Below are 16,921 nucleotides of genomic sequence, written 5' to 3'. Positions count from 1 at the left end.
TCGCGCGTTCCGGGGAGTGAGAAATTGAACGGCATTACATGACTCCGCAAGTTATTTACGCATGTGTATGTCATCTGGAGTCCACATTGTCATCCGATGGCGTCGTGATCAAACGTTGACCTGGTGTGCAGCGGCAATTCGCTGACCTCGGCGTTGGGCTTCTTCGTGCTTGCGTGGATGTGCTAACGATCTTCCTGAAAATCACTGGTTCTCTATATAGAAGATCACGACGTTCAGGTGTTCTTGACACGTATCAGTGGCCGTGACTAGCTTTTGATCAGGTGATCCGAGCGGTCGCCTAACGGGGAGCGCTGGTGACTGTGCTGGCGAGTGAATGATTCTGGGTGCCTGGCCTATGCCAATCGTGCGCCTTTCCCCGTGCATTTTTAGAGAAGATCGGGGAACTCTAAATGACGCACAATGAATTCGATCCGGACGAAGTCAAGACAGTTCTACTGTTTCCTGGTCAGGGCGGGTACTCGCCGGGAATAGTGGCCCGCGCGGCCCGCTATTCCGCCGGTGCTGCCGAGATCGTGGAGACGGTGCGGGGCGTGGCCCGCGACGAAGCCGGCGTCGTGCTCGACCGGTATCTCGCCGCGGAGGGACCGGAACTGCCGGAACTGCTGGCGGAGGACCCGGCCGCGCTGCAGTTCCTGATCTACGCCGCGTCCACGGCGACGGCCGCGGCGCTGCGCGAGGCGGGCGTCGTCCCGAGTGTCCTCGTGGGACACAGTTTCGGGGAGATCAGCGCGCTGGCGGCCGCAGGGGCCTGTTCCGTCCGGGACGGTGCGCGTGTCGTCGCGAGCCGGGTGCGCGTGCTGAGAGACCTCGCCAGCACCGGTTACATGATCTCCGCGACCGTGGACCGGGACCGGGCCGAGGGCCTGGTGAGTTTCCTGGGAGAGACCGGCCTCACGGTGGCCGGCCGCAACGAGCGGGGGCAGACCGTGTTCTCCGGGCCGGCGGCGGCGATGGACCGACTCGTCCCGGTGCTGACCAGCGCCGGCGCGAACGTCACCCGGCTCGCGTCGCCGCATCCGTTCCACAGCCCCGTACTGGCGCCCGCGGTGGAGAGGTTCCGTGCCGAGCTGGCGGGCATCGCGTGGACGACGCCCACGGTCCCGGTCCATTCGCCGATCGAGGGCCGGGTCTACAACGCCGGCGATGATCTCGGCGTGCTTCTCGCCGGGCACCTGACCCGGCCGTTCGACTTCTGGTCCGCGGTGCGGACCCTGCACACCGGCCGATCCCGGCTCTTCGTCGAGTGCGGTGGCCGTGACGTGCTGACCGGCATCGTCAAGCGGGTGCTGGCCGGAGAGGACGGCTGGGAAGCCGTCGCCACCGACGCCACCAGCCGTGCCGGGGCCACTCCTGAGCGGATCGCCCGGCTGGCCACCGGTGGGGACGGCGCGCTCCGCGACCTGATCCGCGGCCTGCTGAGCCCGGCGCCGTCGGACGCCGCCTTCGACCGGTACTGGAGCGCGGAGAGTGCCCGAGTCGTCACCGGGATCCGGGACTCCTACGAACGGTTCTGCGCGGCGGACATCGCCGCACCCGTCGCGGCCCAGGCTCCGGTTCCGGCTCCGGAAATCCACGAGGCGCCTCCCGCTCTGGACCGTGCGCGGGTGCTGGCCGAGCTGATCGAGCTCTATGGCGAGGCACTGGAGTACCCGGCGGAGGTCTTCTCCGAGGACGTCGACCTGGAGGGTGACCTCGGCGTCGACTCCGTCAAACAGACCGACCTGTTGGGGCGGGTGGCTCGCAGGTACGGTCTCCCGCCGGCCCCGAGTGGCCTGCCCATCGGTCAGGTCCGCACCATGGGGCAGGTCGCCGACCTCGTCGTGAGCGCCGCCGGCCAGCCCGTCGCGGCCGTCTGAGCGGGGCGCACGGTGGGAGGATTCGACGGAAGGATCGCCCTCGTCACGGGCGGTGCCCGCGGCATCGGCCGGGTCGTCAGCACCCGGCTGGCCGAGGAGGGCGCGCGGGTCGTCATCAACTGCTTTCACTCGTACGACCAGGCGAAGTCGCTGCGGGACGAGCTGACCGCGCGGGGCCACGACGTCACGGTGATCCGCGCGTCGGTGGCGAGACCGGAGCAGCTCGACCGGATGTTCGACGAGATCACCACCCGGTTCGGCGGGCTGGACCTGCTGGTCAACAACGCCGCGAGCGGAGCCTTCGGGCCGGCGTTGGAGGCGAGCGAGGAACAACTGGACCGCGCGCTCGACACCAACCTCAAGGGCGCCCTCTGGTGCGCGCAGCGTGCCCACCCTCTGCTGGCGGCTCGAGGGGGCGGCGCCATCGTCAACCTCTCGTCGATCGGGTCGACCACCGTCATCGGCAACTACCTGGCGGTCGGCACCGCGAAGGCGGCCGTGGAGGCGCTGACCCGGTATCTCGCCGTCGAGTTCGGCGCGTCCGGGATCCGGGTGAACACGGCGTCCGGCGGACTGATCGACGGGCAGGTCGCCACGCTCTTCCCCGAACCGGAGACGGTTCGCGGGCTCGCGGTCCGCAACACCCCGCTGGGGCGGATCGGGCGGCCGGAGGAGATCGCCGCGCTCGTGCTCTTCCTGCTCTCCGACGAGGCGAGCTGGATGACCGGGCAGACGGTGATCGCCGACGGGGGCATGTCGCTGGGCGGCGTGATGCTGACACCGCCGAGCCAGTGGTTCGCCGGCCGGAGCACCGGACCCGAGCAGGCCCCGGCTCTGCGGAACGAGACGGTGGCCGTGCCCGCGACGGCCGTACCCCGGGCGGTGGTGACCGAGAGGGACCCGGACCGTGACGTGATCGCCGTGGTGGGGACCGGCCTCGTCCTTCCCGGGGTGAACGACCCGCGGCAGCTGTGGGAGACCTCGCTGGAGTCCGCGGACCTGCTCAAGGGCAACCGCCCGGAGCGGTTCAGGGTCGAGCACTTCTACTCACCGGACCGCGACGACGAGGACAAGACCTACCAGACGCGATCCGGGTACTGCGACGACTACCGGCCGAACCCCGCCCTCGCCGCGGAGCTCGGCGAGGACCGTGCCCGGACGGAATACACCACCCAGTGGTTCCGGCACGCGCTGCACGAGGCGATCGGCGGTGTCCGCAACCTGGCCGGCGCGCGTACCGCCTGCGTGATCGGCTACACCGCCGACGGCAACCAGCACCTCGAGGAGGCGATGGTGGTCGAGGGCCTGTTGGAGGACCTCGCCGCGACCGCCGATCGAGCCGGATGGAGCCGGCCACGACGCGCCCGGATGCTGCGCGAGGCGCGGACCCTGCTGCACGGCTGGTATCCGCTGTCGCTCGCGGAACACGGGTCGCTCCTGCCCTACCAGGTGGGACGGAACGCGATCGCCGGTCTGCTGCCGGACGACACCCGGCTCCTGATGGTCGACACGGCCTGCTCGTCGTCGCTCTACGCGCTGGACATCGGGATCAAGGGTCTGCTGGAGGAGAACATCGACGTCGCGGTCTGCGGCGGGGCGTTCGCGGTCGGCCCGCGGAACGCGGTGCTCTTCGCCAAGCTGCACGGGCTCTCGATCAGTGGCGACGTCCGCCCGCTGGACCGGGCCTGCGACGGCGTGCTCTTCTCCGACGGTGCCGCCGCGGTCACGCTCAAGCGCCTGGACACGGCGAAGCGCGACGGCGACCGGGTGCTCGGCTACATCGGGGCGATCGGCACCTCGTCCGACGGCCGGGGCAAGGCGATCTACGCACCGAACGTGGCCGGGCAGCGGCTCGCGATCGAGCGCGCCCTGACGAAGGGCCCGCTCGACGGTGTGCCCGACTGGGTCGTCGCGCACGCCACCGGAACCCCGGCTGGTGACCTCTGCGAGGTCTCCAGCATCCGGGACGTCCTGGGCGGCCGGGGTGACACGATCCGGCTCACCTCCAACAAGTCGCTCTTCGGTCACACCGGCTGGGCAGCCGGAGCGGTGTCGCTGATCCAGGTGCTGGAGGGCCTCGACCGGCAGCGGATCCTGCCGCAGCAGCACTTCACCGAGAGCCCGGCCGAGTATCGGCTCGCCGAGGCGGGCATCGAGATCCCAGCCGCGCCGGTGGCGTGGCCGTCCCGGGCGGACCGCCCGCGGGTGGCCGCGGTCTCCGGGTTCGGCTTCGGCGGCACCAACGCCCACGTCGTGGTCCAGGACCGGCCGGTCGCGCACCCGCGGCCCGGCGACGGCGATGTCGTGATCACCGCCTGGTCGGCGCATGTGCCCGGTCTGGAGGGCACGGACGCCGTCCGTGCCTGGCTCACCGGCGCGGGTCCCGCTCCGGGTCTGAGCTTCGGTCCCCGGTACGACACCTCGGGCATGACCCTGCGGATGCCACCCCGGGTCATCCGGACCCTGGACCGCTGCCAGCTCATGATGCTGCGCTGCGCCGACGAACTACGGCAGCACCTGGGCGAGGTGTGGACCGAGCACCGGCGTACCACCGGTGTCTTCGTGGGACACCTCGGGCCGACACGGCACGCCGTCGAGTACGGCAAGCGCTGCCACCTCGACAGCGCACTCGCCGCGCTCGACGGTCTCGCGCTCGACGACGAATTCCGTACCGGCTTCCGGGAGATCGTGCGCGGCGGTGTACCGGCCTCCAACGAGGACTCGTTCCCCGGGATCATGCCGAACGTCATCTCCGCCCGGGTGTCGAACTACTTCGACCTGAACGGCCCGAACATGGTGATCGACCTCGGGCTCGGGTCCACACTGGGCGCCTTCGACGTGGCGGCCCGCTATCTGCGCGGCGGCGACATCGACGTTGCGCTGGTCGGCGGTGTCAACGGCAACACCACCACGGTGACGGCCGGCATGGTCGCCGCGTCGACCGGCGTGGACGGGGTTCGCCCGGCCGAGGGTGCCGCGCTCTTCGCCCTGATGAGGCGGGAGACGGCCGAGGCCGCGGGGCTGCCCGTGCTGGCCGTGGTCGGCGACCTGCGCCAGGAGACCGCGGCACCGGCAGATCGGCGGCGGATCGTCTGCGGTGCCGCGCCGGAGGCCGGTGACCAGCCGCTCTATCTCGGCGCGGACGCGGCCGTGGCCGTGGCCCGGGCGCTGTGCTCCGAGTCCGGGCCGGTCGAGGTGGCCGCCTACGAGTCGGCCGCGGCACGGCCCCTGTCGCTCTCCCTGGACCTGCCACCCCGCCCGGCGCCGGTGGCCGCCGCACAGCTTGCGCGGTACACCGCGCGCTGGGAGCCGACCGGCGCCGATCCGGTGGGTCCTCGGGTCGAGCCGCTCGGTGCGGAGCACGTCGTGGTCACGGCGACCCCGGAGTTGCTGGGCGAGCTGGGCACCCGTCCCGGCGACCCGCTGGTGCTCTCGGTCGTACCGGCTGAGGGCGTGCGCCGCCGGACACTCACCGAGATCACCCGTTCCGCGGTGGAGGCGGCACTCGGCGGCACCGTGCCCGCCCATGTGCGTGTCATCGCCGACCTGGAGGCGATGGCCCCGGCGGAGCGGGCGCTCGACGGCGACACGGACCTGTTCGGCCGGTTGCAGGACGCGGTGTTCCTGATGCTCCAGATCTGCGAGACCACGATCCGCGCGGAGAGCGGCACGGTTCTCGGCCTCTTCACCTCCGGGGTGGCGCACCCGTTCGCGGGACTCTTCACCGGCCTGTTCAAGAGCGCCGCCCTGGAACTGCGCCCGTGTCTGGTGGCCGGGGTGCTCACCACCCGCGGCGATCTCCCGGGCGGACTGCGCGAACTGGCCACGGAGGCCCGCGCCGAGCAGTCCCTCGCGGTGGCCCGGTACGTGGACGGTGTCCGGCACACGCTCGTCGCGGGACCTGCTCCGGCCACCGCCGCGCCGGAACCGGCACTGGACGGCGACAGCGTCGTGGTGGCGGTCGGCGGTGCCCGGGGGATCACTCCCGAGCTACTCAAAGCGGTGGCCCTGCGGCACGCGCCGACGATCTACGCGCTCGGCTCGAAACCACTCGACGATATCGCCCGTGAGCTGGCCGAACGCGGCGGTGCCGAGGTGCTGGCCGACAAGAGCGCCTTCCTGCGCGAGGAGATGCGCCGGCATCCCGGCCGGCCGCCGAAGGCCGCGATCGACACGTACGAGCGACTGCACGGCGCGGCCGGCGCGCTGGCCAACCTGGCCGAGCTGGAGGCCCTGGCCGGGGCGGGCCGGGTCCACTACCGGCAGGCGGACGTGACCGACGTGGACCGGCTCACCGCGGTCTTCGACCGGATATTCACCGAGCACGGCCGGATCGACCTGCTGATACACGCCGCCGGAGTGAACCGGGCGGGCGCCCTGGGCAGCAAGCCGCTGGCACATTTCCGGCTGGTCCGGCAGGTCAAGGTGCAGGGCTACCTCAACCTGCGCCGGGCTCTGCGCGGCCGGGCGCCGCGGCTGTGGTGCAGCTTCGCCTCCCTGATCGGCCTCACCGGGCAACTGGGCGAGACCGACTATGCGGCCGCCAACGACTTCCTCGCCTCGGCCGCCGATCACAACGTCGCTGCGGGCCGGAACGAGGTGGCGATCGGCTGGACGCTCTGGAAGGACGCGGGGATGGCCGCGTCGCCGCTGCACCACTCGTTCTTCTCGGGGGCGCAGGCGGACACGCTGACCCCGATGTCGACCCCGGAGGGCGTCCAGCATTTCCTGACCGAGGTGAGCACCGGTGACCGGGCTTCCGCGGTCTACCACCTGGGCGACATCGAGCGAGCGGCGGTCGAACGGATCATGCCGGGATACTGGGCGCCACGCCGTCCGCCGGCGCTGTCCCGGGGATCCTTCTACGTCGACCGGGTGCTGCCGGGCGCGCCGGGCGCGCTGACCGTGGAGCGGCTCTTCACCGAGGAACGCGACGGCTTCCTGCGGCACCACGCCGTGCAGGGCGCACCGACGCTGCCCGGGTGTTTCGTCACCGAACTGATGGCCGAGGCCGCGTTGCGGCTGGTGCCGGAGTGGCGCGTGACGGGGTTCCGTGACATCGAGTTCCATCACTTCCTCAAGCTGGGCGGCTCGACCGGCCGGAGTCCGCGCCGGATCGTCGCGAAGCTGCTGCACCGCGACGACCGGCAGGCGGTGATCGGGGTACGCGTCCTCGGCGACGTGCTCGCCCCGAACGGCCGGGTACTCACCGCGGACCGGTTGCACTTCGCCGGCAAGGCGGTGCTCACTCCGGACTACCCGCGGGCGCCGCGGATCGAGCCGTGGCCGGAGGCGCCGGAGACGCCGATCGCGGACCCGTACCACGTGCCCGGCGCGTCGGTGGCGCTCACCGGCCCCTTCGTCACCAGTACCTCGACCCGCCTGCACCCGATGGGCAAACGCGCCCACTACACCGGGCCGGTCGGCCCGGGTTCGGAGTTCGAGCAGTTCCTGATTCCGGCGTTGATGCTCGACGGGCTCGCCCGGCTCGCCGTACTGGAGCTGATCGATGACCGGTACGTGCCGATCGCCGCGCCCACCGGGATCCGTCGTATCGACCTGTACTGCCCGGACAACGACGTCGATCTCGGCGCGCGCGGTGTACCGATCGACATGGCGGTGACACCGCGGGGCCTGCTCTACGACTCCGGCGGGCCGGGCAGCCGGTTCACCGCGACCCTGCCCGGCGGCGAGGTGCTGCTCCAGATGAAGGACGTGGCCGGGATCGTCCGGGGCTACGTGGACGTGACGACCGGACTGCCGGTGGACCGGAACGAGATCGAGGCGATCGGGGTGGGACGACGTGGCTGACGAGAAGAGGGCGCCGGGTCCGCGTGCCCGTGGGCCGATGGGCAGTCTGCTGCCGTACCGGCGGAATCCGGCCGAGTTCCTGCTGACCATGCAGCGTGACCACGGCGAGGTGGTCCGGCTCAACTTCGGGCCCTACCTGGTGCACCTGGTGACCGAGCCCGAGGCGGTCTGGAGGGTGCTGACCGAGAACCACGCCAACTACTGCCGGGGGCGTTTCTACGAGCAGTTCAAGCTGGTGATGGGTACCGGGCTGCTGACCACCGACGGCGATCAGTGGCGTTCCCATCGGCGTGCCGTCCAGCCCGCGTTCGCCCGGGCCGCGATCGGCGGGATCGTGCCGAACGTGGTCGGCGCGGCCCGGGAGATGCTCGACCGCTGGGACCGGGCGCAGCGCGCGGACGAACCGGTGGACCTGATCGCCGAGGCGCTGCGGGTCACCCTGGTCACGCTGAGCACCTCGCTCTTCGGCTTCGACATCCGGCCGAATGTGCCGGTGCTCCGGAAGGTCGTCGAGGAGAGCATCGACGTGATGTTCCCGCACGGGTACGTCGGCGAGATGCTGCCCGGCTGGCTGCCGACCCGCCGCAACCGGCTGATCGCGGCGAACCGCCGGATCCTGGACGGCGTCGTGGACGAGGTCCGGGAGAACCACGCCCGGACCGGCGGGGGCGGCCTGCTCGGTCTGATGGAGGCGGCCCGGGACGCCGATGGGCGGCCGTGGACCGACCAGGAGATGCGGGACGAACTGCTCACCATCTATCTGGCCGGGCACGAGACCACGGCGACCGCCCTCTGCTGGACCCTCTACGCCATCGCGCAGCACCGGTGGGTCGCCGAGGAGATCGAGGCCGAGGTCGACCGGGTACTCGGCGACGGCGAGCCGACCGCCGAAACCCTGAACGATCTGCCGTACACGGGAATGGTGGTCCAAGAGGCGTTGCGGCTGTACCCGCCGATCTGGCTCTACCCGCGTGACGCGACCGGGCCCGACATCCTGGCCGGGTACGACATCCCGGCCGGAAGCTCGCTGCTGCTGTCCCCGTTCGTCTCGCACCGGAACCCGAGGGTGTGGGAGAACCCGGAGGCGTTCGACCCGGGCCGGTTCGCGCCGGACGCACCGGGAAAGCCGCCCCGGATGTCGTACTTCCCGTTCGGCGGGGGCCCCCGGCAGTGCGTCGGCAATGTCATGGCGCTGATGGAGCTGCGCCTGATCGTCGCCATGGTGGTCGCCCGGTACCGCCTGGAGCTGGTTCCCGGCCGGTTCACCCGGTACGGCGACTCGGTCATCTCGATGCGGCCGATGGGCGACATGCTGCTGCGGCTGCGTCCCCGTACCAGGAGGACGACGTGACCCCCGAGGACCCGTTGCGGCACGTCCTGGAACTGGCCGGTCTCCCCGGCCTGCCCGAGCCGGACGCCGCCGCGCTCGCGGGCCGGCGACTGCTCGCCGTCAACGGCACGCCGGGCGCCCGGGAGTCGGTCCGCTCCGCCGCTGCGCGCCACGGCGCCGTCGCCACGGCCTGGGACGACGACCGGGAGTCCGCCCCCGGCGACGACGAGATTCCGGATATCATCGTCGACCTCGGAGTCCCGGCCGGAGTGCCGGTGCGTCCCGGGGCGTGGCGCGCACCGATGAGCCGTACCGTCGAGGTGCTGCGGTGGGTGTATCCGGTGTGGGCGCGAGAGACGCGTGCCGGGCGGTTGCAGTACGTGGCGGTGACCGCGATGGGCGGGTCGATGGGCCTCCTGCCGGACCCCGCCGCCCAGCCGTTGGGCGGGCTCTGGGCGGGTCTGGCCAAGACCCTGCCCCGAGAGTTCCCGGTCTGCCGTCCTCTCGTGCTCGACCTCCCGGCCGACGGTGACCCCGGAGCCGTGGTGGTCGCCGAGATCGTGGCGAGCCGTCTCTTCGAGGTGGGGCGCCCGGACGGCCGCCGGGTCACCCTGATGCCGCGGGAGTGCCCGGTCGGCGGCGGCCCGGTGCCGCTCGGTTCCGGGGACGTGCTGCTCTTCACCGGCGGCGCCCGCGGGATCGGGTTCGAGATCGCCCTGGAGATGGCGGCGTCGTACGGCTGCGAGGTGGTGGTCACCGGCCGTTCCCCGCTGCCGGCCCCGGACACCGTATGGCTGACGGCCTCTGCCGAGGAGCAGGCCGCCATGGAGCGCGATCTGTACACGCGGCGCGGTGACGCCCCGGTCGTCCAGGTCCGCCGCCGGATCGCCACGATGCGACAGGCCCGGGAGATCCGGCAGAACCTGGACCGGGCCCGGCGGCGCGGCCTGTCCGTGGGATACCGGACCTGCGACGTCACCAGCGCCCGCGACGTCGCGGACCTGGTCCGCGATCTCGGCCCACGGCTGTCGGCGGTGGTGCACAACGCCGGGATCGACCAGCCGAAACGGTTGCCGTCGAAGTCCACCGCGGAGTTCCTCGAGGTGATCGCGGTCAAGGCCGACGGCTTCTTGAACCTGCTGACCGCGCTCGGCGACCACCGGCTCAAGGTGCTCTGCGCGGTCGGCTCCCAGACCGGACGGTACGGCGGGATGCCCGGCCAACTCGACTACGCCGCCGCCAACGACGGGCTGGCCCGGCTCGCGTACTGGGCCGGGCACCGGCTCGGATACCCGGTCAAGACGCTGGCCTGGCCCACCTGGGAGGGGGTGGGACTGATCACCAATCTCAAGGCGGCCACGCGGTACATGCGCCCGATCACCGTCGCCGCCGGGACCCGGGCCTGGCGGGCTGAGCTGACTCACGACGACCGCGGCGAGATCGGCTACATGGCCGAGATCGGCGAGGTCGCCCCGGTCTACCTGCACGGCATCCCACTGCCGCCGCACTGGGCCGGTCGCGACCGGATGCTCACCCGCCGCTTCCTGCTCGGCGACGTGACCGAGTTCGCCCCGGGCCGCCTGCTGGAGAGCCGTCACCGGCTGCACGCGGACTGGGCGACCTGCCTGCATGACGTCTCGGTGGACGGTGCTCCGGCGATGCCGGTCTCCCTCGCGCTGGAGTTGCTGTACGCGGTGCGGCTCTGGCTCGGGCCACCGGCCGAGGAGCCGCCGGCGTACACGCGGCTGCGGGACGTGGCGATCCGTCCGGCGGCGCTGCGGCTCGCGGCCGATGACACGGTGACGCTCGTGCGGCACGCCCGTGCCGAATGGCGCGGCACCGACTGGGTCGCCGACGTGGAGCTGTGGCACAGCGGGATCCGTGCCGCGACCGGCAGCGTCGTCCTCACCGACGACCCGGGCCCGGCCCGCGGGGGTGAGCCCGGCGAGGACGGCCCGCCGGCACCGCGCGCCGGCTATCGGTGGGCGCCTACGGCGGCGGACCCGGCCGACTGGTCGCGGACCGTCGACGGCTGGGCCCGGCCGGTCATCCCGGCCTCGCCGCTCGACCTGTTCACCCTGCACGAGCCGCCGACGCCGGACCTGCCCGTCAGCCACCTGGAGGCGGCCGTCCAGCACGCGCCGGGGGCCGGCGGTGCCGATCCGGTCTGGACCCTCGCCGAAGGGCGATTCACCACCGGTACGGCGGCCCGTCTGCGTACCGTCCCGCACCGCGGCCTGGCTCTGATCACCGACGACCGGGGCCGGACCGTCGCCGAGCTCATCGGGTCGCGGTGGCGCCCGGCAGAAGATCACCGATCACCGATATCTGAGGAAGAGTCATGACCGATCCGTCCCCCCGTTCCTGCCGTGCCCTGCAGATCGTGATCGGTGTTCTCGCCGCGGTCCCGATCATCACCGGCCTGATGGACGTCATCCTCGGCACCGCGACCCTGCCCACCCGGCCGGAGTCCAACCCCGACCTGGAGAGCAACTACCGGTTCTTCGCGATGATCTGGCTCGGCGCCGGTCTCACCCTGGCCTGGATCGTTCCCCGGGTGCGGACCGCCGTGCTGCCGCTGCGCGCCGTCGCGGGCATCGTCTTCGCCGGCGGATTCGCCCGGGTGCTCTCCCTGCTGGTCAGTGGCGTACCGAGTCCGCTCTTCGTCTTCTTCGCCGTCCTGGAGCTGGTGGCGCCCCCGGTGCTGATCCTCTGGCAGAACCGGGTGCGCGTCGATGTATGACGTCATCGTCGTCGGCGCGCGGTGCTCCGGCGCACCCACCGCGATGCTGCTCGCCCGGGCCGGCCACCGGGTCCTGCTGCTCGACCGCGCCGCTCTCCCCAGCGGCAAGCCGATGTCCACCCACCTGCTGCACCCGCCCGCGATCCGGGCCCTGCGCGACTGGGGGCTGCTGGACGCGGTGGCGTCCAGCGGCTGCCCGCCGATCCGTGAGTACGGCCTGGTGGAGGGCGCGCTCGACTTCATGGCGCCGATCCCGCCCGCCGGTGACGTCGACGTCGCGTACGCGCCACGCCGTCACGTCCTCGACCGCGTCCTGGTGGAGGCGGCCGTGGCCTCCGGTGCCGAACTGCGCGACCGCGTCTCGGTCCGGGAGCTGCTGCGTGACGGCGACGCCGTGGTGGGTGTCCGGGCGCAGAGCGCGTCCGGGGCCGAGTTCACCGAGCACGCCCGGTTCGTGGTCGGCGCGGACGGCACCAACTCGCTGGTCGCCCGCGCGGTCGCGGCGCCCGCGTACCGGACCCGCCCGCCGCTGACCCGGGGCCTGTGGACGTACTGGTCGGGACTGCCCGTACCGGACGTGCCGACTTTTCGGGTGGACGGCCGTTACGTCTTCGCCTGGCCCACCAACGACGAGCAGACCCTGGTCGGCATCGCCTGGCGGGCCGGCGAGTACCCGGCCGAGGCGGACGCCGAGCGGGCGTACTTCGACGCGTTGCACGCGACCGCGCCGGAGTTCGCCGACCGGGTCCGGGCGGCCACCCGGGCCGAGGACTGGATGCGCGGCGCCATCCCGAACTTCCTCCGTGAACCGTACGGGCCGGGCTGGGCGCTGGTGGGCGACGCGGCGTACAGCAAGGACCCGTGCACGGCACAGGGCATCACCGATGCGTTCCGGGACGCCGGGCTGTTGGCGGAGGCGTTGCACCAGGGTCTCACCGGGGAACGGCCGGCCGCGGACGCCCTGGCCGAGTACCACCTCCGGCGGGACGGGCACGCCGTCCCGTACTACGAGTACACCTGCGACTTCGCGACCCTGGTGCCGTACCCGCCGGAGGTCTGCGAACTGCTCTGCCTCGCCACCGAGAACGCCGCGGTGGCGAGCGACCTGGTCGGGCTCTTCGGGCAGACCGTGTCGCCGGCCGACTTCTTCTCCAGCGCCGGCGTCCGCGAGCTCTTCGCGACGCTGCCCCGGCCGGAGCGGTTGCGCCTCTCCATGAGGTTCGCCCGCCGGCTGCTGCTCGGCGCCGGTGACCCGGCCGGGCGACCGGCCCGGCTGGCCGAGCGCCTGATCGCCGGAAAGCTCGGCGCGATGAGTCAATTCCTGCTTCGTCCCTGACGTTCGCACACCTCCTCAAGGAGTCGTAGTGGCCTCCATCCTCGTGACCAGCTCACCCCTGCTCGGCCACGTCTCGCCCAGCCTCGCGGTCGCCGCGGAGCTGGTGAGCCGTGGTCACCGCGTACGGTTCCTGACCGGGCGGCGGCACCGGGAGAGGGTCGAGTCCGCGGGCGTGACCTTCCTGCCGCTGCCGGAGGCCGCCGACTTCGACGACCGCGACATGGCGGCCGCCTTTCCCCAGGTCGCCGAGCTGACCGGGATCCGTGGCCTGAGCGCCGCGGTACTGGAGGTCTTCGCCAAACCGATCGACGCCCAGTACGCGGGCGTCACCGCGGCGCTCGCGGCGGAGCCGACCGACGTGATCTTCTCCGAGATGCTCTTCGCCGGGGTGTACCCGCTCACCCTGCTGCCCCGCGAGAGCCGGCCGGCGATCGGTGTCCTCGGCATCAGCCCGATGACCCTGCGGGCGCCGGGCCTGCCCCCGTACGGCATGGGCCTGCTCCCGGCCACCAATCTCTGGGAGACGGTCCGCAACCGGTTGTTGCACACGGTCGCGAACCGGTTCGTGCTCGGGCCCGCGCAGCGGTGCCTCGCCGCGGGAACCAGGCGCCTGGTGAACGTGGACCTGCCGGTGCCGTTCTTCGAGATGCCCGGCCTCGGGGACGCCCTGCTCCACCTCGGCATCCAGGGCTTCGAGTACCCCCGCCCGAACGCGCGTACCGAACTGATCTACGTGGGCCCGATGACCTCCACCGCCGCCGGCAGCCCACCGCCACCGTGGCATCGCGACCTGGAGGGCCGCCGGGTGGTGCACGTGACCCAGGGCACGGTCGCGAACTCCGACTTCTCCACCCTGGTCACACCGACGGTACGGGCTCTCGCCGACCGGGACTGCATCGTCGTGATCAGCGGTGGCGGGCGGCCCGAGTCCGAGGTGGAGGCCGCCCTGGTCGCCGGCCTCGGCGCGGTGCCGGAGAACGTGCGCATCGGCGCGTACCTCGACTACTCGTGGCTCTTCCCGCACGTGGACCTGCTGGTCACCAACGGCGGGTACGGCGCGGTCAACCTGGCGCTGCGGCACGGCGTGCCGCTGATCGTCGCCGGTGACACCGAGGACAAGCCGGAGGTCGGCGCCCGCCTCCAGTGGTCCGGCGCCGGGCTGCGGCTGCGCCGGGCCGCGCCCAGCGCCGAGGAGGTCGGCGCCGCGATCCGGACGATCGAGGCGGATCCGGCATTCCAGCGGGCGGCCCGCCGACTGGGCGCCGAGATCGACGCCGCGCCCGGCGTCGACGCGGTCGAGGACTTCATCACCCGCCAGCTCACCCGTTCCTAGAGAGAACCCGTCATGCCGAACAAGATCTCACCGGTACCGCTGATCGTCGGGGCCGGCGCCGCGTTCATCGCCAGTCTCGACAACCTCGTGGTCTCCATCGCGCTGCCGCAGATCCAGCGGAGCCTGCACACCGACATGACCGGGCTGACCTGGACGGTCAACTCGTACACCATCACCTTCGCCATCCTCATCCTCGGTGCGGCGGCGCTCGGTGACCGGATCGGCCGCCGCCGTGTCTTCCGGGCCGGGGTGGCTCTCTTCACCGTGGCGTCGGCCGCCGTCGCGCTCTCCGGCACGATCGCCGCCTTCGCCGCGTTCCGGGCCGTGCAGGGTCTCGGCGCGGCGATGCTGGTGCCGCTCTCGCTGACCCTGGTGGTGGACGCGGTGCCGGCGGGGCGGCGGCCGATGACCGTGGCGATCTGGTCGGCGGCGCAGGGGCTCGCGGTCGCGATCGGCCCGTTCGTCGGTGGGCTCATCGTCGAGTACTCCGACTGGCACTGGATCTTCTGGCTCAACGTGCCGCTCGGGCTGCTCATCGTGCCGGCGGCCCGGGTCTTCCCGGACACGCGGGTACGCACGGCGGAGAGATTCGACGGGCCGGGCCTGGCGCTGCTCTCCGGCGCGATCTGCGGTCTCGTCCTCGCCGTGACCAACAGCGCCGTGCACGGCTGGGGTGCCCCGATGTCGGTCTGGCCGCTGGCCGCCGCGGTGCTGCTGACCGTGGCCCTCGTGCTCTGGGAACGGCGTACTCCGGCGCCGGTGCTGCCCGCCCGGTTGATGCGCAACCGTGGCTTCTCACTGACCAACCTCAACGCCCTGCTGCTCACCGCGGGCGTCTTCGGTTCGGTCTTCCTGCTCCTCCAGTTCTTCCAGAAGGTCCTCGGGTACGGCCCTCTCGAAGCCGGTATCCGTACCCTGCCGTGGACGCTCCTCCCGGCGATCGGCGCCCCGGTCTCGGGCATCCTCGCGGAACGGATCGGTACCAGACCGGTGATGATCGCCGGTTCGGTCCTCCAGGGCGCCGCGCTCGTCTGGTTCGCCCTCACGGTTTCGCCCGGGGTGGACTACGTCAGCCTGCTGCCCGGCATGCTCTGCGCCGGATGCGGCATGGGTGCCTTCTTCGCGGTCGTGGCCACCCAGGCGCTCGCCTTCACCCCGGACAGCGACGAGGGGATCGCCTCGGGGATCAACAACTCGGTCCGGGAGATCGGCGTCCTGATCGGCGTCGCGGTGCTCGCCACGGTCTTCCTCGACGCGGGCGGCAGCGACAGCCCCGAGGCCTTCGTGACCGGGTTGCGCGCCGCCCTGTGGATCGGCGCCGGCCTGCTCGGCGCGGCCGCCCTGGCAGCCGCGATCACGCCTCGGCCGACTCCGGAGCCTCCACCTCTGCGGGTGGATCCGCAGGAGGAACCACAGGCGGCGGATCGGTGAGCTGCTCGCGGATGTAGTTCCAGATCACCGCCAGCATCGCGGCCACCGGCACGGCCAGCAGGCTGCCGATGATGCCGGAGAGGCTGCCGCCGAGGGTGACCGCGAGCAGCACCACCCCGGCGTGCAGGCCCAGGCCGCGGCTCTGCAGCATCGGCTGGAAGACGTTCCCCTCCAGCTGCTGGACCAGCAGGATGATGCCGAGCACGATCAGCGCCTTGACCCAGCCGTTGAAGACCAGCGCGATCAGCACCGAGACCACGCCGGCCAGCAGGGCGCCGACGATCGGGATGAACGCGGTGATGAAGGTGAGCACGGCCAGCGGCAGCCAGAGCTCGACGCCGACTATCCAGAGGCCGAGGCCGATGAAGACCGCGTCGAGCATGCCGACGAACGCCTGGGAGCGGACGAACGAGCCGAGCGTGCTCCAGCAGCGTACGGCGATCTCCGGGATGTCGGCGGCGAGCCGGCCGGGCAGCTGACGGCTCAGCCAGCCGGGGAAGCGGTGCCCGTCCTTGAGGAAGAAGAACATCAGGAAGAGCGCGACCAGCGTGGTGGTGAGCCCGCTGACCACGGTGCTGACCCCGCTCAGGGTGGCCGTGGCGATGCTGCCGACGCTCTCCTTGAGCTTGGTGACGGCCTCGTCGAGGTACGTGCTGAGCTGGTCGTCGGTGATGTTCAGCGGCGGGCCGGCCGCCCAGTCGCGCAGCTGCTGGATGCCGTCGGTGATCCCGTTCGCCAGGTTGGTCGACTGGGAGGCGACCGGCACCACGATCAGCACGACCATGCCGGAGAGCACGATCAGGAAGAGCACCAGGACCACCGCGGCGGCGAGCGCGGACGGCCACCCGCGGCGCCGCAGGAAGCGCACCGCGGGGTAGGCGAGCGTGGTGAGCAGCAGGGCGATCACCAGCGGCCAGAGCGCCGACCAGGCCGTCCGCAGGAGCTGGAGCAGCACCCAGACGAACGCCAGGATGAGCAGGGTCTGCCAGGAGACGCGCGCGGCGTCGCGCAGCGCGTTCCGGGTCTTGTCGGCGTTCAAGGTGGGACCCACGTGATCACC

General features: G+C 71.9%; 9 protein-coding genes. 8 read left to right on the top strand and 1 reads right to left on the bottom strand.

Features of this window, described 5'->3' with window-relative positions; translation table 11 throughout:
* Positions 1-410 precede the first annotated feature (410 nt).
* Genes AB0M08_RS06275 through AB0M08_RS06240 form a run of 8 tightly spaced genes read left to right on the top strand, consistent with a single transcriptional unit; the run spans position 411 to position 15,861 of the window.
* Positions 411-1,877: an acyltransferase domain-containing protein gene (locus AB0M08_RS06275; protein ID WP_364489312.1), complete on the top strand. Its 1,467-nt coding sequence runs from the start codon at positions 411-413 to the stop codon at positions 1,875-1,877.
* Between the two features lie 12 nt (positions 1,878-1,889).
* Positions 1,890-7,688: an SDR family oxidoreductase gene (locus AB0M08_RS06270; RefSeq protein WP_364489309.1), complete on the top strand. Its 5,799-nt coding sequence runs from the start codon at positions 1,890-1,892 to the stop codon at positions 7,686-7,688.
* Entirely contained in the window at positions 7,681-9,039 is a 1,359-nt protein-coding gene (locus tag AB0M08_RS06265) for a cytochrome P450 (protein WP_364489306.1), read from the top strand. The genes AB0M08_RS06270 and AB0M08_RS06265 overlap by 8 nt, the downstream gene beginning before the upstream one ends.
* Complete coding sequence (locus tag AB0M08_RS06260) at positions 9,036-11,363, top strand: KR domain-containing protein (RefSeq protein ID WP_364489303.1); 2,328 nt, start codon at positions 9,036-9,038, stop codon at positions 11,361-11,363. Before AB0M08_RS06265 ends, AB0M08_RS06260 begins: the two co-directional genes overlap by 4 nt.
* Positions 11,360-11,761, top strand: coding sequence for a DUF4345 domain-containing protein (locus AB0M08_RS06255; protein WP_364489300.1), 402 nt, complete (start codon positions 11,360-11,362; stop codon positions 11,759-11,761). The genes AB0M08_RS06260 and AB0M08_RS06255 overlap by 4 nt, the downstream gene beginning before the upstream one ends.
* Positions 11,754-13,097: an NAD(P)/FAD-dependent oxidoreductase gene (locus AB0M08_RS06250; protein WP_364489297.1), complete on the top strand. Its 1,344-nt coding sequence runs from the start codon at positions 11,754-11,756 to the stop codon at positions 13,095-13,097. The genes AB0M08_RS06255 and AB0M08_RS06250 overlap by 8 nt, the downstream gene beginning before the upstream one ends.
* A 28-nt stretch (positions 13,098-13,125) precedes the next feature.
* Positions 13,126-14,430, top strand: a complete 1,305-nt coding sequence (locus tag AB0M08_RS06245; RefSeq protein WP_364489294.1) for a nucleotide disphospho-sugar-binding domain-containing protein — start codon at positions 13,126-13,128, stop codon at positions 14,428-14,430.
* Positions 14,431-14,442: 12 nt separating this feature from the next.
* Entirely contained in the window at positions 14,443-15,861 is a 1,419-nt protein-coding gene (locus AB0M08_RS06240; protein ID WP_364489291.1) for an MFS transporter, read from the top strand.
* Here the strand turns inward: AB0M08_RS06240 and AB0M08_RS06235 are convergent.
* A complete protein-coding gene (locus AB0M08_RS06235) occupies positions 15,785-16,912 on the bottom strand; it encodes an AI-2E family transporter (protein ID WP_364489288.1) in 1,128 nt (375 codons plus the stop codon). The two genes, AB0M08_RS06240 and AB0M08_RS06235, sit on opposite strands and share 77 nt — an antisense overlap.
* Positions 16,913-16,921: the final 9 nt, after the last annotated feature.

The organism is Actinoplanes sp. NPDC051851 (assembly GCF_040681165.1).
GTDB lineage: Bacteria > Actinomycetota > Actinomycetes > Mycobacteriales > Micromonosporaceae > Actinoplanes.
The sequence above is the reverse complement of the archived record's forward strand: the minus strand, read 5'-3'. Positions and strand labels throughout refer to the sequence as shown.